This window comes from Synechococcus sp. PCC 6312 (assembly GCF_000316685.1).
In the GTDB taxonomy this organism is placed as follows: Bacteria; Cyanobacteriota; Cyanobacteriia; order Thermosynechococcales; family Thermosynechococcaceae; genus Pseudocalidococcus.
Genome location: NC_019680.1, coordinates 2581570 through 2604204, shown reverse-complemented (window position 1 = coordinate 2604204; position 22635 = coordinate 2581570). Strand labels below are relative to the sequence as shown.

General features: G+C 45.2%; 19 protein-coding genes and 1 tRNA gene. 11 read left to right on the top strand and 9 right to left on the bottom strand.

Annotated features, from left to right (window positions below):
• Positions 1-95: 95 nt before the first annotated feature.
• From SYN6312_RS12690 to SYN6312_RS12665, 6 genes are all read left to right on the top strand, one after another.
• Positions 96-1094 carry an adenylate/guanylate cyclase domain-containing protein gene (locus SYN6312_RS12690; protein ID WP_015125288.1) on the top strand — a complete coding sequence of 333 codons (999 nt, stop codon included), beginning with the start codon at positions 96-98 and terminating at the stop codon, positions 1092-1094.
• Between the two features lie 186 nt (positions 1095-1280).
• Positions 1281-1796 carry a DM13 domain-containing protein gene (locus SYN6312_RS12685; RefSeq protein ID WP_015125287.1) on the top strand — a complete coding sequence of 172 codons (516 nt, stop codon included), beginning with the start codon at positions 1281-1283 and terminating at the stop codon, positions 1794-1796.
• Between the two features lie 124 nt (positions 1797-1920).
• On the top strand, positions 1921-3114 hold the full coding sequence (locus tag SYN6312_RS12680) for a murein transglycosylase A (protein ID WP_015125286.1): 1194 nt from the start codon (positions 1921-1923) through the stop codon (positions 3112-3114).
• Positions 3115-3531: 417 nt separating this feature from the next.
• A complete protein-coding gene (locus SYN6312_RS12675; protein WP_015125285.1) occupies positions 3532-3903 on the top strand; it encodes a response regulator in 372 nt (123 codons plus the stop codon).
• Between the two features lie 51 nt (positions 3904-3954).
• Positions 3955-5757: a SpoIIE family protein phosphatase gene (locus SYN6312_RS12670; RefSeq protein ID WP_015125284.1), complete on the top strand. Its 1803-nt coding sequence runs from the start codon at positions 3955-3957 to the stop codon at positions 5755-5757.
• Between the two features lie 161 nt (positions 5758-5918).
• Positions 5919-8801: a response regulator gene (locus SYN6312_RS12665; protein WP_015125283.1), complete on the top strand. Its 2883-nt coding sequence runs from the start codon at positions 5919-5921 to the stop codon at positions 8799-8801.
• 14 nt (positions 8802-8815) lie between these two features.
• Here SYN6312_RS12665 and SYN6312_RS12660 read toward each other — a convergent pair whose 3' ends face one another.
• The 3 genes from SYN6312_RS12660 to SYN6312_RS12650 all read right to left on the bottom strand — a co-directional run bounded on the left by SYN6312_RS12660 (position 8816) and on the right by SYN6312_RS12650 (position 9818).
• Entirely contained in the window at positions 8816-9283 is a 468-nt protein-coding gene (locus SYN6312_RS12660) for a helix-turn-helix domain-containing protein (protein ID WP_015125282.1), read from the bottom strand.
• 49 nt (positions 9284-9332) lie between these two features.
• Positions 9333-9569 (bottom strand): Arm DNA-binding domain-containing protein, encoded by a 237-nt coding sequence (locus SYN6312_RS12655; RefSeq protein WP_015125281.1) that lies wholly within the window; start codon positions 9567-9569, stop codon positions 9333-9335.
• 167 nt (positions 9570-9736) lie between these two features.
• Positions 9737-9818: transfer RNA gene (locus SYN6312_RS12650), tRNA-Leu, on the bottom strand.
• A gap of 186 nt (positions 9819-10004) precedes the next feature.
• Between SYN6312_RS12650 and murJ the strand changes: the two genes are divergently transcribed.
• From murJ to SYN6312_RS12630, 4 genes are all read left to right on the top strand, one after another.
• Positions 10005-11687, top strand: a complete 1683-nt coding sequence (gene murJ, locus SYN6312_RS12645) for a murein biosynthesis integral membrane protein MurJ (RefSeq protein ID WP_015125280.1) — start codon at positions 10005-10007, stop codon at positions 11685-11687.
• 309 nt (positions 11688-11996) lie between these two features.
• Positions 11997-12509, top strand: coding sequence for a DUF1993 domain-containing protein (locus SYN6312_RS12640; protein ID WP_015125279.1), 513 nt, complete (start codon positions 11997-11999; stop codon positions 12507-12509).
• A 364-nt stretch (positions 12510-12873) separates the two neighbouring features.
• Entirely contained in the window at positions 12874-13320 is a 447-nt protein-coding gene (locus tag SYN6312_RS12635) for a beta-lactamase hydrolase domain-containing protein (RefSeq protein WP_015125278.1), read from the top strand.
• Positions 13321-13475: 155 nt separating this feature from the next.
• Positions 13476-13916 (top strand): beta-lactamase hydrolase domain-containing protein, encoded by a 441-nt coding sequence (locus tag SYN6312_RS12630; RefSeq protein ID WP_015125277.1) that lies wholly within the window; start codon positions 13476-13478, stop codon positions 13914-13916.
• On the opposite strand, the gene SYN6312_RS12625 is transcribed toward SYN6312_RS12630, so the two are convergent.
• The 4 genes from SYN6312_RS12625 to cysK all read right to left on the bottom strand — a co-directional run bounded on the left by SYN6312_RS12625 (position 13892) and on the right by cysK (position 19141).
• On the bottom strand, positions 13892-16171 hold the full coding sequence (locus SYN6312_RS12625) for a family 2A encapsulin nanocompartment cargo protein cysteine desulfurase (RefSeq protein WP_015125276.1): 2280 nt from the start codon (positions 16169-16171) through the stop codon (positions 13892-13894). The genes SYN6312_RS12630 and SYN6312_RS12625 overlap by 25 nt on opposite strands.
• Positions 16164-17096: a family 2A encapsulin nanocompartment shell protein gene (locus SYN6312_RS12620; RefSeq protein WP_015125275.1), complete on the bottom strand. Its 933-nt coding sequence runs from the start codon at positions 17094-17096 to the stop codon at positions 16164-16166. The genes SYN6312_RS12625 and SYN6312_RS12620 overlap by 8 nt, the downstream gene beginning before the upstream one ends.
• 96 nt (positions 17097-17192) lie before the next feature.
• Positions 17193-18155: a serine O-acetyltransferase EpsC gene (gene epsC / locus SYN6312_RS12615; protein ID WP_015125274.1), complete on the bottom strand. Its 963-nt coding sequence runs from the start codon at positions 18153-18155 to the stop codon at positions 17193-17195.
• A complete protein-coding gene (cysK, locus tag SYN6312_RS12610) occupies positions 18152-19141 on the bottom strand; it encodes a cysteine synthase A (RefSeq protein WP_015125273.1) in 990 nt (329 codons plus the stop codon). Before cysK ends, epsC begins: the two co-directional genes overlap by 4 nt.
• A 488-nt stretch (positions 19142-19629) precedes the next feature.
• Here cysK and SYN6312_RS12605 point away from each other — a divergent pair, with 488 nt between their 5' ends.
• A complete protein-coding gene (locus SYN6312_RS12605) occupies positions 19630-20211 on the top strand; it encodes a Crp/Fnr family transcriptional regulator (RefSeq protein ID WP_015125272.1) in 582 nt (193 codons plus the stop codon).
• Between the two features lie 375 nt (positions 20212-20586).
• Here SYN6312_RS12605 and SYN6312_RS12600 read toward each other — a convergent pair whose 3' ends face one another.
• Both SYN6312_RS12600 and cysW read right to left on the bottom strand, forming a co-directional pair.
• Entirely contained in the window at positions 20587-21672 is a 1086-nt protein-coding gene (locus tag SYN6312_RS12600; protein ID WP_015125271.1) for a sulfate ABC transporter substrate-binding protein, read from the bottom strand.
• Between the two features lie 123 nt (positions 21673-21795).
• Complete coding sequence (gene cysW / locus SYN6312_RS12595; RefSeq protein ID WP_015125270.1) at positions 21796-22635, bottom strand: sulfate ABC transporter permease subunit CysW; 840 nt, start codon at positions 22633-22635, stop codon at positions 21796-21798.

Here is a 22635-nt window from a genome sequence, read left to right as displayed (position 1 = left end):
AGACCTGGCAATGGTCAGCACAGCCTAGTAGCGTCATGTGGGTGCAAATCTTTTTGGCAATGTTACCGTTGGAAGAGTGACCAAGGAGTAATTTTATGCCAGAAATTTATTGCCGTCCCGATGGCGAAACAGTGCCGATTAACCCCAATGAGACGGTGCTGGATGCCCTGTTGCGAGCCAATATTGACCATACCCATGTCTGTGGTGGCCATGCCAATTGCTCGACCTGTCGCATCATGGTCTTAGATGGGATTGAGCATTGCACGCTGCCTTCGGGGCCTGAACTAGCCTTAGCCAAAAAGCTGGATTTTCCCTTTCATATTCGCCTGGCCTGCCAAACCAAAGTCTCCCAAGGCAAGGTAGAAATTCGCCGTATGGTGTTAGATCGAGATGACATTGGCCTGGTGGATCAGCAATTAGCCCATCAGGGGACTGGCGCAAAGAAAAATGTGGCTCTCCTGGTGGCTGGAATTCGGGGTGAGGCGGAGTTTGATGAGGTCAATTTTCCCTTTGATGTCGTTTATGTCATTAGCCGCTATTTTAATCGCCTCCATCAGGTCGTTAGCAAGTTTGGGGGTACACTCAACAACTTTTTGGGGAATCGGGCAATTGCTACCTTTGGTGTGGAGGAAAATGAGGATTCGGCTCGCCAGGCCATTTGGGCAGCTTTAGAAATGCAAACGGCGATGGGTGAACTAAACCATTTTCTCCATACCCTGTCCTACCAACCCTTGCAACTTACGATCGGTGTCCATTTTGGCCCCGTAGTTCTAGTCCCTGTGGATCCAACCCGTCCAGAATTTGTCAGCCCTTTTGGGGAAGCCGTCAATGTCGCCACCTTGATTGAAGCTGCGAATAAAAACGCTGGGACAAGCCTGCTGGTGTCTGGAGATGCCCATCAGCAAGTCAAAGATGCTGTGACGACTCAACGCACGGGCCGCCTGGCGAGAACCGGAGGAGATTTAACCCTGGTGGAAATTACTGCCATTACCGGAGAACCTCCCTTCGTAAATTCAATAGTTTCCCAGGCCACAGCACCAGGCCTATCTTTGGGACAACGGGTGACGGCATTCATGAACCGATTTAAAAAATAAACTCTGCTCAAAACCCAGAATACCTAGACATTTAGCAATGTAAACTTGCCTCTCAGCCCTGAACAGAGGCGTAGTCAGAACTTTCCAGTTAACCCTCAGCATTTTCTCAGATTTCGTTCAGGTAATTATCAGGCCGACAACCCATGATCTAAAGACAAATCAAGTTTTCGGTCACTAGGAAAAGTTATGAGAATTCAGCCTGCAACAGGATTCAAGTCTTCGGTTCGCGCTGTAATGGTCGGTTTAGCTGCGGCGGGCCTGGGACTCGTGGGGGGTATTCATGCCAGTTTCGCCAGCCCTGAGTTTTTATCTCCGACTCATCCAACCCAACTCCTTGCCCAGTCACCAAAAGTGATTAGTTCTGGCACATTTGTCTCAGGAGAACATCCCACTAAAGGCGGAGTCAAAATCCTTAAGGAGGGCAATAAACGGTTGATTCAACTGGATCAAGGATTTAGTACCTTCTCTATGGGGCCAGACTTGGTTGTTATCCTCCATCGGGCCAACAATGTCATTGGTTCTACCAAACCTCCGGCCTATGCTCTCAAAGCTGGAGATTATGTGGTGGTTGCGCCGCTGCAGAAATTTAATGGAACTCAGACCTACACTATTCCCGAAAATATCAATTTGGCAAACTATAAATCTGTAGGAATTTGGTGTCGGAAATTTAATGCCACCTTTGGTGCCGCCACTCTCAAGTAAGTTCTGGTTCTGCCCTACCTCTGCCACAATCGGAACCTTTTTGCCCCCATCCCAGTCCTGGCCTCAACTAAGATGCAAGTAGTGTCATTGGCAATTACCCATTAGCTATTAGTTGATCTCAGTGATGGTGTCTGTGCTCTCGAAAATTCTTGGGGTTGGCGTGATTCCACTAGTCTTGGGCCTCAGTGGGGAAATGGTGGTTCCGGCCCAAATCTCTCTTCCCTTTCGTTCAGTCCCAAGCAGTGAAGTCAACCCAATGGCTGGCCTGGATCAGGGGTTATGGGGGCCGGGGAATGACCGCTCAGGCTTATTACGGGCCATTGATCAGAGCTTGGCTTACCTAAACTCTCCGAAAGCCATCTCGGATTATAAAAAATATACAGCCCCCAATCAGCCAGGTGCAGTCCTTGGCCCTAATCTCAGACAACGAGTTATCCAAAGTTTACAGCGATTTCGCCAGTTGGTTATCCACAGCCCCAATCCCCAGGCCCTCAAAGTAGCGGTTAAAAATGAGTTTGCCTTTTATCAATCTGTGGGCAATGACCAGGCCGGGACAGTCCATTTTACGGGCTATTACGAAGCCGTCTATGCCGCTAGTTTGGTATCTACCCCTGAATATCGCTATCCCATTTATGGCCGGCCGGCCGATTTTCAGAATTGGCCCCATCCCCATCCCACACGGCGAGAGTTGGAAGGCGAGGACGGTTTGCAAGGCTCCCAAGGTAAATTAAAGGGCTTAGAGTTGGCCTGGCTCAAGGATCGGCTGGAGGCCTTTTTAATTCAGGTGCAAGGCTCAGCCCAGTTACAACTCACCAATGGGCAAATGATGACTGTCGGCTATGCGGGTAAAACTAATTTTCCCTACACCAGCATTGGTCAAGAATTAATTAAGGATGGCAAAATTCCCCGCGAGGAGTTGACCCTACCCCGTTTGATCGCTTATTTCCAGGCCAATCCCCTAGAAATGGACAATTATATTCCTCGGAATGAAAGCTTTGTATTTTTTCGGAACACCCAAGGAGGGCAAGCTGAGGGGAGCATTAATGTCCCAGTTACCGCCGAGCGTTCCATTGCCACGGATAAAAGTCTCTGGCCTCCCGGTGCTTTGGCGATTATCAATACGGTAATTCCTCCTAAGCCTGCACAAGGTCATAACGCTGGGCAGCCCGTCAGTCGTTTTGTCTTAGATCAAGATACGGGCAGTGCTATTAAGGGGCCTGGCCGAGTGGATATTTTTATGGGCACTGGAAATGCTGCCAAAGCGAGGGCAGGCCTGATCAATACCGATGGTGAACTTTATTATTTACTTTTAAAATAAAATTAAGTTATGATTGATACCTATCAGAAATAGGCATACGTCTAGATGCTTATTAAAACTCAGTCATCGAGATGTTTCAACAAGCCCTGAAATCCTTTTATTGAACCTTGACTAGGGCATCAATGGAATAATGATATGAGCCGATAGATCGAGGAATAGTGTAAAGATAGCGAAGTAGCTAGGGAGCAGTTAAAAGTGTCCTGCTGACAGAATTATGAAGATTTTTATAAATCAGCACAGTCTGGGTAAAGCAATCCAATCTAATTGATAGGTAGTAAAGGATTCAGGGGCTGTGTCATGGAACTCAGGTCAGCGTGCTATCAACATCGGGCATAAGGTATTTTAATCTGTCCATTTTTCAAGCATTTCCGTTATGATCAGCAAGTATAAAGGAGACTATTCTCTTTGGGATTTTAGATGCCTCGAATTTTACTCGTCGAAGACAATGAACTGAATCGAGATATGTTATCTCGTCGCCTGATTAAAAAGGGCTATGAAATTATTTTTGCCGTAGATGGTTCTCAGGCGATAAATCTGGGTATTTCCGAAAAGCCAGACATTATTTTAATGGATATTAGTTTACCCATTATTGACGGATGGACAGCAACACAAACATTGAAGAACAATCCCGAAACCCAACATATCCCCATTATTGCCCTCACAGCCCATGCAATGGCCGGGGACAAGGAGAAAGCCTTAGCCGCCGGATGTGATGATTATGATACAAAGCCCATCGAATTACCTCGTTTACTGGGCAAAATTGAGCAACATCTTCATCATCAGAACTGACACAAAAGAAATGAGATTCGAGTTTAGCTTATTTTTCATGGTTTTTGTGTCATGAGTACATCTGAATCTGACTCACTTTCCGCTTCTCATCAGCAGGTGACTGAGGTGTTGTCATTGCTCAGACATGAGTTACGCACCCCAGTTAACGGTATTTTGGGCTATAGCGAAATTATTTTGGATGATTTAGAAGGTGATGAATTTTTGTCGTCAAATCAGACTGTTATCAACGCGCTTAGCTCACTTCAAATTTGTGGACAAAAGATACTTACGAGTGTCAACAATCATCTAGTGCTTTCTACAGAGTTAGTCAATAATTTTGAATCTGATTTTATAACTGTTATTAATTTACTGACCCATGACATCGTTCCAATCATTGATAATATCTTTGAAGATTGTGAAACTCTTCACCATGAAGAACAACTGAAGGCATCAGGGACAGATATTGACAAAATTGAAAGCTCAACTAAAAATCTCAAGAAAATTATTAATTTAATTTCCCAGATAAAGATTGCCTCGGCTGAGGATATTCTTTGCATATTTAGAGGCGAAAGTAACCGTATTGAAAATGTCCAAGATAAAAATCCTCACGACAGATTAAAGAGTGATTCAGAGCAGAAATTTGGAGTCATATTAGTTGTTGACGATGTTGAAAATAATCGAGTCTTGTTCTCTCGACAATTACAACGCCAAGGGTATGAGGTTGATACAGCCGTTGATGGGTATCAAGCCCTAGAAAAGCTGTCACATCGGGCGTATGATTTAATTCTTTTAGATTATATGATGCCAGAACTGAACGGATTTCAGGTTCTAAGTCGCCTCAAGTCTGATCAAAAATTGCGGCATATCCCAGTGATTATGATTTCTGCTAATGATGAAATTGATCAAGTTATTCGCTGCATTGAAATTGGGGCAGAGGACTATTTACCCAAGCCCTTAAATTCAACTTTACTACGGGCTAGAATTACTTCAACACTCGATAAAAAACAACTCCGAGATCGGGAGCAGGATTACTTACGGCAAGTGGAATCTCTTTCTGCCAAAATGACCAAAGAGCTGGAAATGGGGCGGCAGATGCAACTTAATTTCTTACCTCGGGAATTAGTGCAGCATCCAAGTTGGCAGTTTTCAGCATTCTTTAAGCCTGCGCGGCAGGTGGCTGGAGATTTTTATGACCTATTTGAATTAACTGAAAACCGTGTGGGAATTGTCATCGCTGATGTTTGTGATAAAGGCGTTGGTGCAGCTCTCTTTATGGCTTTATTTCGGAGTCTAATTCGTATCTTTTCATTTCAGATTCAAATAGACTACAAGGCAACTTGCTCGCAGGGCAGTGATAGCTTCAATGACTTACAAATATTAAAGTCTGAGCAGATTTTGGAGGCTATCGCTTTGACAAATGATTATGTGGCAATTCATCATGGGGATTTGAGTATGTTTGCAACCTTGTTTTATGGGATATTAGACTTGAATACGGGTCAGTTGTCCTATATTAATGGCGGCCATGAGTCTTTGGTGGTTATTACCAGTGATGGAAAAATTAGAGAGCAACTCAAAGCAACTGGCCCAGCAGTGGGGATGATGCCCAAAATTACGTTTAAGATGGCTAATACTCAAATTGAGCGTGGTGAGATATTAGTGGGATATACCGATGGGGTTTCTGAAGCCAGAAATCTTGATGGGGAGTTTTTTTCCAGAGATGAGCTATATCGAATCATCCAGCAACCAGCTGACTCTGGCGCAGATTTGCTAGAAACGATTAAAGTAAACGTCTTAAAGCACATTGATACTGCCGAGCAATTTGATGATATTACGTTACTCGCCATTCACCGCAGAGAGTCTCTAAGCTCTTCCTAACTGTACAGCCTTGATCTTTTTGGGATTACAGTTTTTAATGACAATATTAGTCGGATCAAATTACTCAAATTAAAGTGATCAGAAAATAACTTTCAATTTCCTCATAAAACTTCTTTCTTATTTTATTCAGTGTGAATTTTATTTAAATTTCATAAAGAATCATGGCAAACGATAAGGACTTTATCAAAAATAAATCTCACTATTCAGACTCCATTGTGCGAAGCATTCTCCTAAAAACGAGTGCTGGTATCGCAGTTGCAATATTTTTTTCAACACTAATTGGGTATATTGTCACTTACCATAATGTTAAGGAAGAAATACTCGAACAAGAACTTCATAACCTTGAGCAAAAAGCAGAGCTTTACGGACAAAACTTTAGGGATGCCAAATTTAAGCAAACCATACTTAAGGGAGCAATTTTACGTGAGTTAAATACTCCTCATGCAGGTAATGTTGTTGATGAGTTTAACCGTTTATTTGTAAAAATGCCAGATGGATCGCTGCAAAATCGCCCTGAGTTTTCACGTCAAAGCTGGATGCCACGAATTTTTATTAAGCCAAATACGGCCTTATCAACTCAAGAGAAGCGGCAATTACTTGCTTACTATAAAGTTCTGAGTCACTATGGGCCGGCCTGGCAGACCATTTTTGCAAATCTATATATCGAAATTCCCAAGGTTGGTCTAATTATTTATTTGCCTCACTATCAGATTGATATTGAGAAATTTTTTAATGATTATGAAAGAGTCAATCAGAAACGAGGTTTAACAGTTTGGTCAGATGGTCATTATGATCAGGACTCTAAGGCCTGGGTTGTGACTTACGCAGCACCAGTGACGACCAACTCTAGCTCTAAAATTGTTTTGGGCTTTGATTTATTTTCTGAACGTTTTAGAAATTCAAAGTTATATTCCAGCCGCTCCCAGACACAAAGTATTTTGTTTGATCAAAATGGGACTTTAATCCGACATCCTGACTACGCAAATATCATCAAACGCAATGAATATTTTAATATTTTAGAAAGTAAAGACAAAAAATTAATAGAGCTATTTAATCTAGTGATTAATAATTTTGATAAAGAACAAATTATTGATGATAATGATCATGAACAATATTTGATAGTTGCTAGAATTGATGCCTCAGATCAATATTTGGTCACTACTATTCCGAAAGCTTTATCTTTCTATCAGGTCGACATCTTTAGACACACGTTTATATTTATAATTATCGGTCTTCTATTATTACTTTCCATCATTTTAATTTTAATGTTGATCATGCGCCGTCAAGTTTCAATTCCATTGTTGCAACTGACTGAAGCCACAGAAGCCATTGCATCTGGAAATTTAGATGTTAACTTAGATTTTAAACGCAGGGATGAACTGGGACGACTAGCCTTCTTGTTTAATCAAATGGCACAAGAGCTAAGTCATGCATTTAATTGTCTTAAGCAATCTAATGAAGAATTGGAAGTACGGGTTGAAGAGCGCACCCATGAACTTAAGGAAGCAATGGAGCAGGCTGAAGCTGCCAATAAAGCAAAAAGTTCCTTTATGGCCAATATGAGTCATGAACTTAGAACTCCTTTGAATGCGATTATTGGGTATAGTGAGATGCTCCAAGATGATGCTGAAGATGTAGGTGCAGATGATTTAATTGATGATCTAAAAAAAATTGAAGGAGCAGGAAAGCATTTACTTGGACTAATCAATGATGTCTTAGATTTATCTAAAATCGAAGCGGGGCGCATGGAGCTTTTTCTTGAAGATTTCGATTTAGCCCCCATGATTCAGGAAGTGATCGCGACAATTCAACCTTTAGTTGAGAAAAATCATAACAATTTACAGGTTGAAATGTCTGATAATTTGGGGGCAATGCATTCTGATGTTACTAAAATTCGTCAATGTTTGTTTAATTTAATTAGTAACGCAAGTAAGTTTACAGATAATGGTACGGTTTGTCTTACTGTTAACCGAACGAATGAAGGTGATGTGGATTGGATTATTATGCGTGTTAAAGATTCGGGAATTGGCATGACATCTGAACAACAAGCAAAATTATTCCAAGCATTTACCCAGGCCGACGCTTCCACAACCCGTAAATTTGGTGGCACTGGCCTGGGTTTGTCTATTACAAAAAAGTTTTGCCAAATGCTAGGTGGCACAATAAATGTTGATAGTCAATATGGTGTTGGTTCTACCTTTACGATTCGTTTACCAGCAATACTTAACACCCTTGTAAATATTAATTCCAGTCAAACAACTGACTCAGGTACTTTTGAAAGTACTATCTGGACTGGCAAGACAATTTTGGTAATTGATGATGACTTAGCAATCCATGATTTGATTCGACATTATTTTGAACCCAAGGGCTTTAAGGTGATGGTCGCTGATGATCCAGAAGTTGGCTTACAGCTTGCTAAGGATCACCACCCCCACGTGATTATCTTAGATGTGATTATGCCTAAAATAGATGGGTGGGGAGTTTTGACCAGGCTTAAAGCTGACCCTGATTTATCTTTAATTCCGGTGATCATGGCAACGATTGTTGATGATAAAAGTATGGGGATTACCTTAGGAGCCACTGATTTTTTAGTCAAGCCTATTCAACGAGAACAACTGGATAAATTATTGAAGAAATATCAAGAAAAATTTACTTCTAATCTTATTTTGGTTGTTGATGATGATGAGAATAATCGTGAATTAATTCAACGACAATTAGAAAAGGATGGCTGGGAAGTCTTAGTAGCAGAGAATGGTATTACTGCTCTCAATATTTTAAGACAATATACCCCTGCCCTTATTCTGCTCGATTTGATGATGCCTGGATTGGATGGGTTTGGGGTAATTGAGCAGTTACGCCAAAATGAACAATGGCAGGATATTCCCGTTGTTGTGATTACTGCCAAAACATTGACCGATAAAGATCGAGCGCGTTTACACGGTTCTGTTGAAAGTGTCCTCCAAAAAGGCAATTATAGTCGGCAAAGTCTATTACAGGAAGTTCGATTACTGATTGAGCAAAATCATTCTACTTTTTTACTGTAGCAAACATGAATTATTCATGACAACGTACCATACATACTGAGATGAGAAGAATGGAGAACAAAATGACTTAAGAACTGTTCAAACAGCCATTTAGTAATCTTAAATGTTTTCAATAAGTGCCACTCATTCCTCAAGAAGTTTTTAACTTGCAACCACACTGCTTCAATCAGATTTTGTTTCGGTGCGTATGGGGCTAATTTGATGTAGTGAATAGGCCATTCTTGTTCTGGCTTATCTCCATTGACTTGTTGTTTTTCAACCTCTGTAAAATATGCAGCTTTACCTTTGTAGCCCAGTTTTAGTCCATTAACGCCTGACAATAAAAAAGCTTGCTTCCATTTCGTAACAAATCCTGATGAAACTCGAAGAATATTCATAATCTGTTGATGCGTAAATCCTTCTAGTGTCATCTTTACTGCTAAGGCCCGCTTAGTCTCTCTTGAATCTAGACAAGCATTAATAAATTGGTTGAGTTCATCCATAAGACGATTCAAACTATGCTCTAATTATCTGATGTCTAAAAACCGATCACTATATGCCGTTCGCTAAAGGTTTCTTAGCTTTATCCCGCCGTTGTCTCGCATCTGCCAGCGTAATAGTTGGATAAATACCTAAGCTGATTAGCTTTACTTTGCCTTGGTAGCGATACTTGAGCCGCCATCGTTTATTACCCTTCTTTGGGACTTCCAGATAAAGCTCGGCGCCATCAAAGAGCTTTTGGGTTTTCTCAGTAGTCTTTGCCTTACGAATTGCCAACCCTGTCAGCATTGGGGGTAGCTCCCTTCACTGTTGGGGGAATTACCCTTAAACTCACTCCCACTTACCCCTAGCTTACCCTAGATAAAATGAGACTGAGTCAGACAATCGATAAGGCTGTAATACTTTACCAGTAATGGTTTATAGACAATCTCAGACGGTCTCATATTCTTTTTTGATGGGCGAGGTCGGACTCGAACCGACACTCCTCGCGGAACAAGATTTTGAGTCTAGCGCGTCTACCAATTTCGCCACTCGCCCGTGGATTATGATTGTAGCGTAGACGCGTAACAAATGTGACCAACTTATTTCGGGGAGTAAGGCAGGCTGATGACAGACTTTTTGGCCAGGCCGAGGGGAATTCACCCTCCTTCCACTCAAAACCTGACAACTCAACACAGCGGGGTATGATTTTATTGCTCTTTGCCCAGGCCTTGGCTGTACCCCATGAAGGAAAAAACAGATCCTTCCCCCTCCCCTAAAGACTCAAACTCAACAGATAATCCTGACGGAATAACCTCAACGGATTTGGGAACCCAGCCTACTCCGACCCATCCATCTAAACCTGTGCGGTCTTTAGCGACCATTGCCACAATTGTTGCCATCGCCACCCTGATTAGTAAGCTGGCTGGTTTAGTTCGTCAACAGGCCATTGCCGCTGAATTTGGAGTTGGAGCAGCGGTGGATGCCTATAACTACGCCTATGTAATTCCGGGATTTTTATTTGTCCTTCTGGGTGGGATCAACGGCCCTTTCCACAGTTCGATTATTAGCGTTGTCCTCAAGCATCCCAAAGAAAAAGCGGCTCCCTTGGTAGAAACAGTAACAACCTTAGTGGGTGGACTCCTATTAATTTTGACAGGATTATTGATCCTATTCGCCAGGCCCCTGATTCAGATCATTGCTCCCGGTGCTTCCCCAGACATTCAGGCCATAGCTACTGAACAGTTCCAAATCATGGCTCCCTTGGCAGTCTTATCAGGGTTGATTGGTATTGGTTTTGGGACTCTCAATGCTGCAGATCAGTATTGGTTGCCTTCCGTAAGCCCCTTACTTTCCAGCGTGACAGTGATCATTGGGATTTGGTTCTTTAGTCATCTTTATGGGCCAGCGGTCTTGGCCTGGGGTACGTTGGCCGGGGGACTGTTGCAATGGTTTGTCCAAATTCCGGCCCAATGGCAAGCAGGAATGGGGCGACTCCGACTGCGGTTTGACTTTAATCAGCCAGAAGTGAGGGAATTGGGTCAGTTAATGATCCCGGCAACTCTGTCATCGGGGATGTTGTTGATTAGCGTTTATATCAGTCTGTTTTTTGCCTCACAATTGCCCACAGGGGCAGCCTCAGCCTTGGGATATGCCCAATTATTGTTTCTAACGCCCTTAGGAATCTTGTCCAATGTAATTTTAGTTCCCTATATGCCCATTTTCTCCCGGCTAGCATCTCCTCCTGATTGGCCAGAGTTGAAACAACGGATTCGCCAGAGTCTAGTCTTAACAGCCTTAAGCATGATGCCTGTGGGGGCCTGGATGGCGGCGTTAGCACTGCCAACTGTGCGGGTCATCTATGAACGTTATGCCTTTGACTTTGCCGCCTCTCGTTTGGTCGCCGCCCTGTTGTTGGTGTATGCGGTGGGGATGTTTGCCTATTTGGCCCGAGATGTTCTGGTTCGAGTGTTTTATGGCCTAGGAGATGGTAGTACACCCCTCAAAATTACCCTCTGGGGCCTCGCCTTTAACTTTGGTTTTAACTTCTTCTTTACTCGCTCCTTTGGCGCACCCGGCCTGGCTATGGCTACCGTAGGGGTAAATCTGCTCTCATTTCTGGCATTACTGTGGATATTGCAACGGCGACTGGGGGGCTTACCTTGGCGAGATTTGCTTTGGCCCCTGGGGGGGGTGGCGTTGGCCAGTGTGGCTAGTGGTGGAGCGTGTTGGGGAGCATTGCAAGGGTTGAAGGGGGTTATGGGCACTGAGGGGTTAGTGAACCAGTTAATGCAACTAGCTGTGGCTGGCCTGGCGGGAGTAGTTGTGTTTGGGTTAATGATTTGGCCAATGAAGCTGACAGAGCTGGATTTTTTCTTAGCCAAGCTCTACCGATTTCTTCCCTCAAATTGGCGCAGAAATGGGTGAGCGGGAGATAGGTTTGTAGTCACAAAAAATATCAAGACTCTGGACACATATAGCAAACAGGAATAATTTTTGAGATCAAGTAAGCACTTATTTGTTGTCGTACAAATTCTGACTTAAATCCACGCTGAATGAATAGCTATTTTCTAGATAAGCTGACAACAATTAATTATTCTCGCCAATTAAAACAGGCAAACATATAATGCTTTAATGAAATCAAAACTTAGTTTGCACCGCTCAATGCAACTGCTAGGCGGCAAGCTGTCGTAGATAACGCTATGCTTCATAAAATGGGTCTTGAGGGATTAAAAAATGCAAAGTCAGAGTATAGCTTCTCTCCAAAACCTTTTCCAAAGCCGATTAGCGACTCTTGAGCACCTCTTGATGTCAGCTCAGTCCCATTTTGGTGACAACGACTCTTTCCTTCAAACGCGCATTACGGCAGATATGCTTCCCTTTGGCACACAGATTGTGTTCACCTGCAATCAGCCCCGCAACTTTGCTCTGTGGTATGACGGTAAACCGATGAATAATCTAGATCCAGATGTTCTCTCTCTTCAGCAGGCATCTGCACACATATCAAATACCAAAAAGCTCCTAGCGGACTTGAGGGTTGAAGACGAAAAGCTAGATGAGGTTACACATATTGACTTGGGACAGGGACTCTATGTCGAATTATCTGGTAATGCCTATGTGAATGATTTTTTGATTCCCAACTTCTACTTTCATCTGGTTACGGCCTACAACATTCTTCGTATGGCTGGTGTGCCAATCGGAAAACGGGATTACATGATGCACTTAGTACCATATGTCAGACAAAAATGAAGTCTAACTATTCCAATCAAATGCAGCAGACGGTCGAGCACCACTAATGCTGAATTTAAGACTATTATCGCCGCTGATTTGAACCGCTATAGCGTTACTCATTTAGGGCTAGACAAGGACAAGTCAGAAAAATTCTTTATGGGCGTTTTTTAAGATTTCTACTCTCTCAGAACAGTCTGCCTAACGCTATATAAGAAGATTGCGCCAAAAAAACAAGAACTGGGAACTAACCTAGAGCAACCCTATCTCAAGTCATTTTTAAGCCATAACTTCACAACCACCTCGGCTTGAACCGATCAAAGGTGATCAGGCCTTGTTGTAAGATCAAATAGTACAGTTTATCGCTCGTCTTTTAGGAGTATTTATGGCTTCGATCAAGAAAATTAATCAAGACTACGCTGGGGCCGACCAACCCAATGCTACAGATTTTCAAAAGCTGGTGGAGCAGGGGTATCAGTCTGTGATTAACCTCCGCTCTGCTGGAGAAAACGGTTTTTTGGAGAATGAGGCTGATCTGGTGGCTGAAGTTGGCCTGGAGTATCGGCATCTTCCCCTTAATTCAGGAATTGCGGAGGATCGGGAAATTGAGGCTATTCTAGCTGAGGTCAAAAAGTTACCCAAACCGATTGTCTTTCACTGTGGGGCGGGGGCCAGGGGTGGGGCTTTGGCCTTAATTGCCCTTGCCATTGAAGAACATCTGAGCCATGCAGAGATTATCCAGAAGGCAGAGGAACTGGGGATCAACTCCGAACAACCTCACTTAAAGCTGTTTTTGAGTAAATACACAGCACCCCCTGCTGCTTCAAGTTGACTTTGAGGCTGGCAACTCACCTCTCTTTCCCCGATCCTGAAAGTCCAAGTCTGGAAATCACTCCCCTCAAAATAGCCTGGAAATTTTGCCTTAATGTCCAGTTCATGGGGTAAAGTTGAGATAGTACACTTTATCGCTCGTGATTTAGGTGTTTTATGACCATCATTGCAAGAATTAGCCCAGACTATGCCGCAGCCGATCAACTCAACCCCCGTGATTTTCAAGATTTAGTGGCTCAAGGCTATCAATCTGTGATCAATTTACGTTTGCCTTTAGAAAAAGGGTTTTTGGTGAATGAAGATGCGTTGGTGGCTGAAGCTGGCCTGGAATATTGTCATTTGCCCCTGAGTCCAACCAAACCTGATCCGGTGGCTATCGAAGCAGCTTTAGCCGAAATTCAAAAATTACCGAAACCGACCTTGATTCATTGTGCGGCTGGAGTCCGGGCGGCGGCTTTGGTTCTTGTGATCTTGGCCATCCAAGAAAATCTGGGCCACAATGAAGTGTTCCAAAAAGCCAAAGAACTCGGAGTCCCCCCGCAACAACCCATTCTCCAGCAACTGTTCAATCGTTATTTAGCCGTTACCCCCGCTTGAATCCGCCGTAACGCAGTCGCGAGGGCTTCCAGTTCCCCGTGGGTGTTGTAGAAGGCAAGAGAGGGACGCACGGTTGCTTCCAGGCCAAAACGGCGCAAAATCGGTTGAGCGCAATGATGACCGGCCCGCACCGCGATTCCCTCTTGATTCAAGGCACTTCCCACCGCTTCTGGACTGTGGCCCTCCAAGACAAAGGACAACACCGCCGCTTTTTCAGGAGCCGTACCAATCAACCGCAGGCCTGGGATTTCTTGCAACAGAGCCGTTCCGTAAACTAAAAGCTCATGCTCATAACGGCAGATAGACTCCAGGCCAATTTTCTGGACATATTCCAAAGCTGCCCCCAGGCCCACGGCATCAGCAATATTCCCAGTCCCTGCTTCAAAGCGTCCCGGAGCTTGATGATAGACCGTTTTTTCAAAGGTGACATCGACGATCATGTTGCCGCCGGTTTGCCAGGGGAGAGTCGCATTGAGCAAATCCTCTTTGCCATAGACCACGCCAATCCCCGTCGGCCCAAAAACCTTATGACCGGAAAAGACAAACCAATCACAATCCAAGGCCTGGACATCAATGGCCATGTGGGAAACCGATTGCGCCCCATCCAAGAGAACTTTGGCTCCATACCGATGGGCTAAGGCAATCATTTCCGCTGCAGGGGTAACGGTGCCTAAGGCATTGGAAACATGGGTAAAAGCAACAATTTTTGTCCGGTCACTCAAGAGTTTTTGATACTCATCCAGCCGAACTTGCCCATGATCATCCACGGGGACAATCCGCAACCGCGCCCCTTTTTCCGCACAGAGTTGTTGCCAGGGGACAATATTGGCATGGTGTTCCAGATGGGTGAGGATAATTTCATCGCCTTCATGGACATTTTGGGAACCCCAACTTTTGGCCACGAGGTTAATGGCTTCTGTTGTCCCCCGAACAAAGACAATCTCATTCGTGGAAGAGGCATTAATAAACCGCCGCACCTGTTCCCGAGATTTTTCATAGGCATCGGTGGAGCGCGCCGCTAATTCATGGGCCGCCCGGTGGACATTGGAGTTTTCATGCTCGTAGTAGTAGGTCAGGCGATCAATCACCGCTTTCGGTTTATGGGTGGTGGCCGCATTGTCAAACCAAATCAGAGGCCGCCCGTTAACTTTCTCTTGGAGAATTGGAAAATCTTGCCGCACCGCATGGAGATCAAATCCCACACTGGAACCAACCCGTGGCCCCACCAGTTGTGGCACCGTCAGCGGGAAATCATGGCCGGGGTGAGCTTGCAAATAATGGGGATTGAGAGCTGGGGCAGATGGGGCGAAATGTTGCTGCTCATCAATAAAGGCAAACCCAGTTTCAAAAGAAGTTAGGGCCTGGGGAATTTGGGGCAGTGCCGCAGATGTGGGCAAATGGGCTGGCGAAACTGAGCCTAAATCAAAATGATGCGGAACGCTATCAACTGGAACCGTTTTCAAATCTGGCTGAAAAACTGGGGGAGTAAAATCTGGAATCCCAGGCCCCGGTGAACTCGGAACATTCAGTTCTGAAGCAGGTATTCCTTGACCCAAAGAAGTCGGAATTACCCCAGTTGGATTGAGAAGTTCTGGAACCGATGCTGAGGTTGGCGCAACGACAGAGGGACTCGGTAGGCCTGGAATAGAGGCTGAATTGGGAACTGCTCCACTGGGATTAGGAATTCCTGGGTTTGCAGCCGATGTAGGTGCAGCCGCCGAGAGACTGGGAATGCCGGGAACGGCCCCGGAACTGGGAATGGCTCCAGCCGGATTGACCAGGCCGGGAATTGAACCTGAATTTGGGACTCCCGTGGGTGGAACAGGCACAACAGGAATGGCTCCCGAACTCGGAATTGATCCCGATGGATTAGGCAGGCCTGGATTTGCAGCCGGAACCAGACTCGGAACAATGGGAATTAATCCAGAGCTGGGAATTGAACTCGATGGATGAGGGATTGGGACGGCGGCCCCTAGACCAGAGACTCCCGGAATTGATCCAGAACTTGGAATTCCCCCAGTCGGACTGGGTATCCCTGGTACGGCATCAGGAGTGGGAACCTCTTGGGGCGAAACCGCTAACACTTGATTGAGATCCTGCACCACCGCATTGACCAACTGTTCTAAGGCCGCCTCGTTCAATAGGGGATTCGTGGCCGAGTTGGGCGTGAGTTGACTCAATTGACTCGAACTAAAGACCTGTTGGGCAGCACTGGCCAGGGCCTGGATATTCGGAAACGAACTGGGATTACTCATAGCGGTAGGTATGGTACTGGGTCACATCCACGTTGTCTAACACCGCCAAAGCATCATCGGTCAACACCGCTAAGGAGCAATAGAGAGAAACCAAATAGCTGGCCAGGGCTTTGCGATTAATCCCCATAAACCGCACCGACAGACCCATGCCTTGTTCGCCCGGTAAATTTGGTTGATACAAGCCCACAACCCCTTGGCGACTTTCACCCACCCGTAAGAGGATAATTTTCGACTTACCTTCCACCACTGCAACTTTATCGGAGGGAATTAAGGGGACACCCCGCCAAGTAATAAACGGCGTTCCAAAGAGAGAAATCGTTGCAGGCGGCACACCCCGACGCGTACATTCCCGGCCAAAGGCAGCAATGGTTTGGGGATGGGCTAAGAAGAAACCGGGTTCTTTCCACACTTTCGTTAGCAATTCGTCTAAATCATCAGGGGTGGGAGCAGATCCACGGGGGTTAACGATTTGGCTAGGAGCAACATTATTGAGCAGGCCATATTCGGGGTTGTTGATCAGTTCATTTTCTTGCCGCTCTTTCATGATCTCAATCGTCAAGCGCAGTTGCTCGCGAATTTGGTCATGGGGGCTGCTGTAAAGGTCAGAAATCCGGGTATGGACATCCACCACGGCATTGACGGCACTGAGGAAATACTCTCGGGGGTTTTCGATGTAGTCCACAAAGGTTTCCGGCACATCAGACTCATCCCGGCTGGAGCAGGCCACCTCAATTTCTGAAGCATTACGGACTTGGTTGACGCGATAAATCCCAGCTTCTACGGGTAACCAATGGAGAAGCCGGACTAACCATCGTGGGGAAATCGTTTCTAGTTGGGGAACCGTTTTCGTGGCATTGGCTAACTGGCGAGCTGCAACATCCCCCAAGGCTAATTGCTGGGGTTCGTTTGAGGCACTAAACGTCATGAATCTTCCTCAGATAAATGTGTCAAATATTGAGTTCAATTGTAGAACAAAAGCAAGGGAAGAAAGAAAATACTAAAACTCAGTGTATTTGCGTGACTATATCCCGCCGCCGTTTTCAAAGCTATCGGAGCGGATCCGGGCCTGGGAAATGAAGCTACCCGGAGGCACATCTTTCGTTAGCCAGACGTTACCGCCAATGGTGGAGCCTTTGCCAATGGTGATTCGGCCTAAAACCGTTGCCCCAGAATAAATCACGACATCATCTTCAATCACCGGATGCCGAGGTTGCCCTTTAATTAATGCGCCAGTTTCGTCTCGGGGAAAGCTTTTCGCCCCTAAGGTCACGGCCTGGTAAATCCGCACCCGGTCGCCAATCACACAGGTTTCGCCAATGACAACGCCTGTGCCGTGATCAATAAAAAAGCTGCGGCCAATGGTAGCTCCCGGGTGAATATCAATTCCCGTTTCGGAATGACTCACCTCGGCAATAATTCGGGCTAAGAGGGGTAAATCCAAGCGGTAGAGGGCATGGGCCAGGCGATGAAACGTGATCGCGGCAATACCGGGATAGCAAAACAGCACTTCGCTAGTGGATTGAGCCGCGGGATCTCCCAGATAAGCTGCATTGACATCGGTATCGAGGATGAATTTAATTCCGGGCAATGTTTTCGCAAACTGGAGTGTGATGTCTGCGGCTAATTGGCTAATCGAAGCTTCAGTATGCTCGGGATTGTTTTCATATTGCTGTTGCAGCCAGAGTTCCCGTTGGATTTGCTCTTTCAGTAAGTTCAGCGTCTTATCCAGGGTGTTGCCGACAAAATAGTGGGTAGTTTCATCGGAGAGTTCTGGATCGCCAAAATGTCGTGGGAAAAGCACCGCCCGGAGATTATGGACAATAGCGGTTAAATTTTCCCGAGAAGGAAGAGGGTAGTAATGCTCAGCCAGACTGTGGTGTGGTCGCTGATCCGATGGAGCTTGGCTCAGGGCTGTAACAACATCATCCAGGCCCCAACGACCGGAAAAGCTGGACTTAATCGAGTTCGGGGAGAGGTACGTCATACTAAGGCCAACCCTTTTTCATTGAAAATGCCATCGAAAAGAACCGTACTCAGATAACGCTCACCCGAGTCTGGGAGGACAACAACGATGGTTTTGCCTTCATGTTCCGGTTGTTTGGCTAAACGGACAGCCACCGCCACCGCCGCCCCGCAGGAAATTCCCGCAATAATCCCTTCTTCCCGCGACAGACGACGAGCATAGTCAATTGCTTCTTCGTTAGTGACGCTTTCCACCTGATCCACGATGGACAGATCTAAGTTTTGGGGGACAAAGCCAGCCCCAATCCCTTGAATTTTGTGGGGGCCTGGTTTGAGGGGGAGACCCGCCCGGGTTTGAGCAATCACCGGACTATTTTCCGGCTCGACAGCCACCGAGAGAATTGGTTTACCTTGGGTCTGTTTGATGTAACGGGAAACTCCAGTGATAGTCCCACCAGTGCCCACGCCAGAAACCAAAATATCAATCTCGCCATTGGTCGCTTCCCAAATTTCGGGGCCTGTCGTTTGTTCATGAATGGCCGGATTCGCCGGATTGCGGAATTGTTGCAGCAACACATAACGTTCTGGGTCAGACGCTGCAATCTCTTCGGCGGTTAAAACGGCCCCGGTCATCCCCTTCACACCCTCAGTCAAAATCAACTTGGCTCCATAGGCTGTCAGGAGTTTGCGCCGCTCCAAGCTCATGGTTTCCGGCATCGTCAAGGTTAAAGGAATTCCCCGGGCCGCAGCCACAAATGCCAAAGCAATACCAGTATTGCCGCTAGTGGGTTCGATTAACTCTTTCCCAGGCCCGAGTAAGCCCCGTTTTTCTGCATCCCAGATCATGGCCGCCCCAATCCGACACTTAACCGAGTAAGCAGGGTTACGCCCTTCGATTTTGGCTAAGACCGTTGCCGGGGCCTGGCCTGGAATTCGATTTAGTCGTACCAGTGGGGTTTCGCCAATGGTTTGACTATTGTCCGAGAAAATCTTGTTTGTAAGCCCCATAATCACCTCTTGGCACTCAAGACATAAATTTTGAATTTTCAAAAGCAATAGCTTTAGACCGTTCAAGCTCTGGCGTGACTATTTGGTTAAGTCAGGTCTTAACAAATCACTAAAAGCTCAGAGAGTCTGTTTTGCTTACCTACAATACAAGTAACCACACAAATATACTAGGTTTTTAGTAGATTATGATCATTTAATAATATCGAGAAAAATATATGTATTAGAGGGGGGTGAGTGCAGTTTTGCTTAGGACTATAGGCCAGAGTTTATTGTCATGCTCAAAAATGATTGAAGAAGGCTGAAAAATAACTATTAGTTTTTAGAAAATGATACTTCTATAAGCCCATTCACTAACTTCATTCTCTAGGTTCTTGCCATTCTGGAACTGCTAGAGCAAAAAATCATCACTCTACGCTCCTGTGATCTAGCAATTATCAAGGTGTTCACATATACTACTAATATTCTGTCAGGATTTAGGAGTATAGTCCATGGTTGCGTCTTTACCCCATTTTGGCGCGGGCGGAAACTTCGTGGAATACCCTTCTCGGAGTTTCTTGCCGACTGTCCCCAACCGCCTCTGGCTGATCGAGTCTGGTTATGTCCGTTCCTATATTTACACTGAGGAGGGAAGTTTAATCGTGATGGGAATTTGGGGGCCTGGGGAAGTAGTTGGTGCTGCCCTCTACTCAATTCATCCTGTTTATCTAGAAACCATAACACCCGTCCAGGCCCGTTCAACAGCATGGGTTACCTACGCGAATAAACAGCATCTTTATGCAGCCTATCTTAAACAAGCAGAGGCACTTTTAGTCATTCGCTCTCAAAAGCGAGTTGAACTGATGGTAACTAAACTATTGCAATGGCTAGGGCAACGGTTTGGACAATCCTTAGAACAGGGACAAGTTTTAGAGCTGAGGCTTACCCATCAAGATATTGCTGAAATTTTAGGTGTAACCCGTGTTACGATTACTCGCACATTTGGGTTATTGGAACAACAAGGATTTATGCAACGACTCTCAACTCAACGGATTATTTTACGAGAAGCTGATGTTTGGCATTATCAGATTTAAGTATTTAATCTGTTAATGTCCTAACCTAATATAAAACCTGCATATAGCAAAATGATTCATTCATGAGATAGGAATCTTTATGAAATCGAGTTTTTAGGCTCTCCTGTGCTCGCAAATCATCTGTGTTTGCTATACACACTTATTCATCTTAAAATCAAGACATTCTTACGGATATCGTTGTGAGATTTTCTCAGACTTTTTTCTACACATGATTGTTTTTTGCTGTTTCTCTCTGTAGATATTCTCTACGGCACAAGTAAGAGAGTTAATTTAAGCAATTTTAACCCTTAACAAAAATAAATAGCCGCCTATAAGCAAAGACGGCTAAGAGGACTATGTATCAGACTAAGGAGTGTTGAGGAGTCAACAGGGAACTTAACGACGGTTTGCCAGCAAGATTTGATCAAAGAGTCCATTATTGGCAAAGAACTTCTGCTGAGCAACATCCCAACCACCAAACTTGTTGATATTACTCAGGTTAGTGACTGCTGGAAATTGCTTGCTAAATTGTTTAGCGACAGTCGGATTAACAGGCCGGAAGAAGGCCTTGGCATATTCCGTTTGAGCTTCGGGAGTGAAAAGATATTTCACAAATGCTTCAGCTGCTTTACGGGAGCCATTCCGATCCACATTCCGATCCACTACAGCTACAGGAGTATCAATAGAAAAGTTGACAGATGGAATTGTGAAGTCGACTTTTTCTCCTTTAGATTGCGCCAGAAGAACCTCATTTTCATAATTGAGCAATACATCTCCCTGCCCTTGTTTGACAAACACATCTGTTGCTTCCCGAGCATCCTTCGGCAAGATTGGAGCATTTTTCAGCACTTGGGAGACAAACTGCCGAGCTTTGGCATCATTCCCACCAGTTTGCAGGACAGAACTCCACAACCCCAAGAAGTTCCACCGGGCACCACCAGAGGTTTTGGGGTTGGCCGTAATTACCTTGACCCCTGGCTTGATTAGGTCTGTCCACTTAGTAATTTTCTTAGGATTCCCATCACGGGTGATAAAGGCAATGACCGAGCGCTGAACAATGGCATTGTTGGGGGCCCGCTTTTCCCAACCGGGTTTAACCAGGCCGGCCGACTGTAATTGATCTACATCGGCACCTAATGCTAAATGCACCACATCAGCATTTAAGCCATCAATCACGGCTCGAGTTTGGGAGCCAGATCCCCCATAGCTCTGCTGAAATTCCACGGTTTGGCCGGTCTGTTTTTTATAAAGCGCCACAAACTTGGGAATAATTCGCTCATAGGCAGATTTAGTGACAGCATAGGAGACCAGGGTCAGCTTGACTGGCTTATTTTGAGCAAAAACAGGTTGGGCTAAACCCAGGCCAGTCGTAAGGAGCAAGGCAGAGCCACTCAAGCCCAGGAAGGCGCGCCGAGAACTGGAGCCAAGAGGAATAGAAAATTTTTGTGGCAGAGAAGAATTTGATAACCTCATAAAGTCCATAAAACCTGTAGTGATTAAGTAGTTGTTTAATATAAGAATCACATAGACTTTGTAAAAATGCAATAGGATTAGTTTAAGGTGATTGGAAAAATGACCTTGAATTAATGTCCTTTTCAACAAGGCTTAACTGGCAATACGATTATCGAAGCGGCGCAAAAGCTCTTGGCAGATTAAAGTGAGCAGTGCGACTAATCCAAGTAGAGATGCACAAGCAAAGGCAGCAATGGTTTCATACTCCAAGTACATCCGTTCCACATGGAGCGTTAAGGTATTCGTCTCGCCAATAATTTTGCCGGAAACCACCGAAACGGCCCCAAATTCCCCCAGTGCCCGCGCCGTTGAGAGTAAGACCCCATACAAAACTGCCCAACGAATATTGGGTAACACCACTTGCCAAAAGACTTGCCAACTATTGGCCCCTAGAGTTTTGGCTGACTCTTCCTGTTCACGCCCCAGATCCTGTAATGCGGGCAATACTTCTCGGACAACAAAGGGTAAGGTGACAAAAACAGTAACGAGGACAATGCCGGGCAAGGCAAAAATAATTTTTACATTCCACTGGTTCACCCAATACTCAAACAAACTACCGAGCGGACTATAAAGCAACACAAACATCAGGCCGACAATGATCGGGGAAATCGTTAATGGCAAATCTACTAATTGAAGCAGGAGTTTCCGCCCCCAAAATTGTTGCCGAGCAATCACCCAGGCCGCGCTAATCCCAAATAGAGTATTTAAGGGAACTGCAATCACGACTGCTGTTAGGGTTAAGCCAATGGCGTGCCAGGCCTGGGGGGTATTAATGCCTTGCCAATAGGCTAATAATCCTTTGTTAAAAGCCTGATAAAAAATATTGATCACGGGCAATCCCACTACCAGGGCGAGGAAACCTAACCCCAGGCCAATCCAGAGCCAGTCCCAAGCCGAGATAGTTTTTTGGTAACGTGTCCGGTTTGCATTCAC

What these genes read in the sequence shown, in the direction of transcription:
- SYN6312_RS12630 (WP_015125277.1), top strand. Translation starts at nt 13,476, where the DNA reads ATGACCATCATTGCAAGAATTAGCCCAGACTATGCCGCAGCCGATCAA.
- SYN6312_RS12620 (WP_015125275.1), bottom strand. Translation starts at nt 17,096, where the DNA reads ATGACGTTTAGTGCCTCAAACGAACCCCAGCAATTAGCCTTGGGGGAT.
- SYN6312_RS12665 (WP_015125283.1), top strand. Translation starts at nt 5,919, where the DNA reads ATGGCAAACGATAAGGACTTTATCAAAAATAAATCTCACTATTCAGAC.
- SYN6312_RS12690 (WP_015125288.1), top strand. Translation starts at nt 96, where the DNA reads ATGCCAGAAATTTATTGCCGTCCCGATGGCGAAACAGTGCCGATTAAC.
- cysK (WP_015125273.1), bottom strand. Translation starts at nt 19,141, where the DNA reads ATGGGGCTTACAAACAAGATTTTCTCGGACAATAGTCAAACCATTGGC.
- SYN6312_RS12605 (WP_015125272.1), top strand. Translation starts at nt 19,630, where the DNA reads ATGGTTGCGTCTTTACCCCATTTTGGCGCGGGCGGAAACTTCGTGGAA.
- SYN6312_RS12660 (WP_015125282.1), bottom strand. Translation starts at nt 9,283, where the DNA reads ATGGATGAACTCAACCAATTTATTAATGCTTGTCTAGATTCAAGAGAG.
- murJ (WP_015125280.1), top strand. Translation starts at nt 10,005, where the DNA reads ATGAAGGAAAAAACAGATCCTTCCCCCTCCCCTAAAGACTCAAACTCA.
- SYN6312_RS12635 (WP_015125278.1), top strand. Translation starts at nt 12,874, where the DNA reads ATGGCTTCGATCAAGAAAATTAATCAAGACTACGCTGGGGCCGACCAA.
- SYN6312_RS12670 (WP_015125284.1), top strand. Translation starts at nt 3,955, where the DNA reads ATGAGTACATCTGAATCTGACTCACTTTCCGCTTCTCATCAGCAGGTG.
- SYN6312_RS12640 (WP_015125279.1), top strand. Translation starts at nt 11,997, where the DNA reads ATGCAAAGTCAGAGTATAGCTTCTCTCCAAAACCTTTTCCAAAGCCGA.
- SYN6312_RS12685 (WP_015125287.1), top strand. Translation starts at nt 1,281, where the DNA reads ATGAGAATTCAGCCTGCAACAGGATTCAAGTCTTCGGTTCGCGCTGTA.
- epsC (WP_015125274.1), bottom strand. Translation starts at nt 18,155, where the DNA reads ATGACGTACCTCTCCCCGAACTCGATTAAGTCCAGCTTTTCCGGTCGT.
- SYN6312_RS12680 (WP_015125286.1), top strand. Translation starts at nt 1,921, where the DNA reads ATGGTGTCTGTGCTCTCGAAAATTCTTGGGGTTGGCGTGATTCCACTA.
- SYN6312_RS12655 (WP_015125281.1), bottom strand. Translation starts at nt 9,569, where the DNA reads ATGCTGACAGGGTTGGCAATTCGTAAGGCAAAGACTACTGAGAAAACC.
- SYN6312_RS12600 (WP_015125271.1), bottom strand. Translation starts at nt 21,672, where the DNA reads ATGGACTTTATGAGGTTATCAAATTCTTCTCTGCCACAAAAATTTTCT.
- SYN6312_RS12625 (WP_015125276.1), bottom strand. Translation starts at nt 16,171, where the DNA reads ATGAGTAATCCCAGTTCGTTTCCGAATATCCAGGCCCTGGCCAGTGCT.
- SYN6312_RS12675 (WP_015125285.1), top strand. Translation starts at nt 3,532, where the DNA reads ATGCCTCGAATTTTACTCGTCGAAGACAATGAACTGAATCGAGATATG.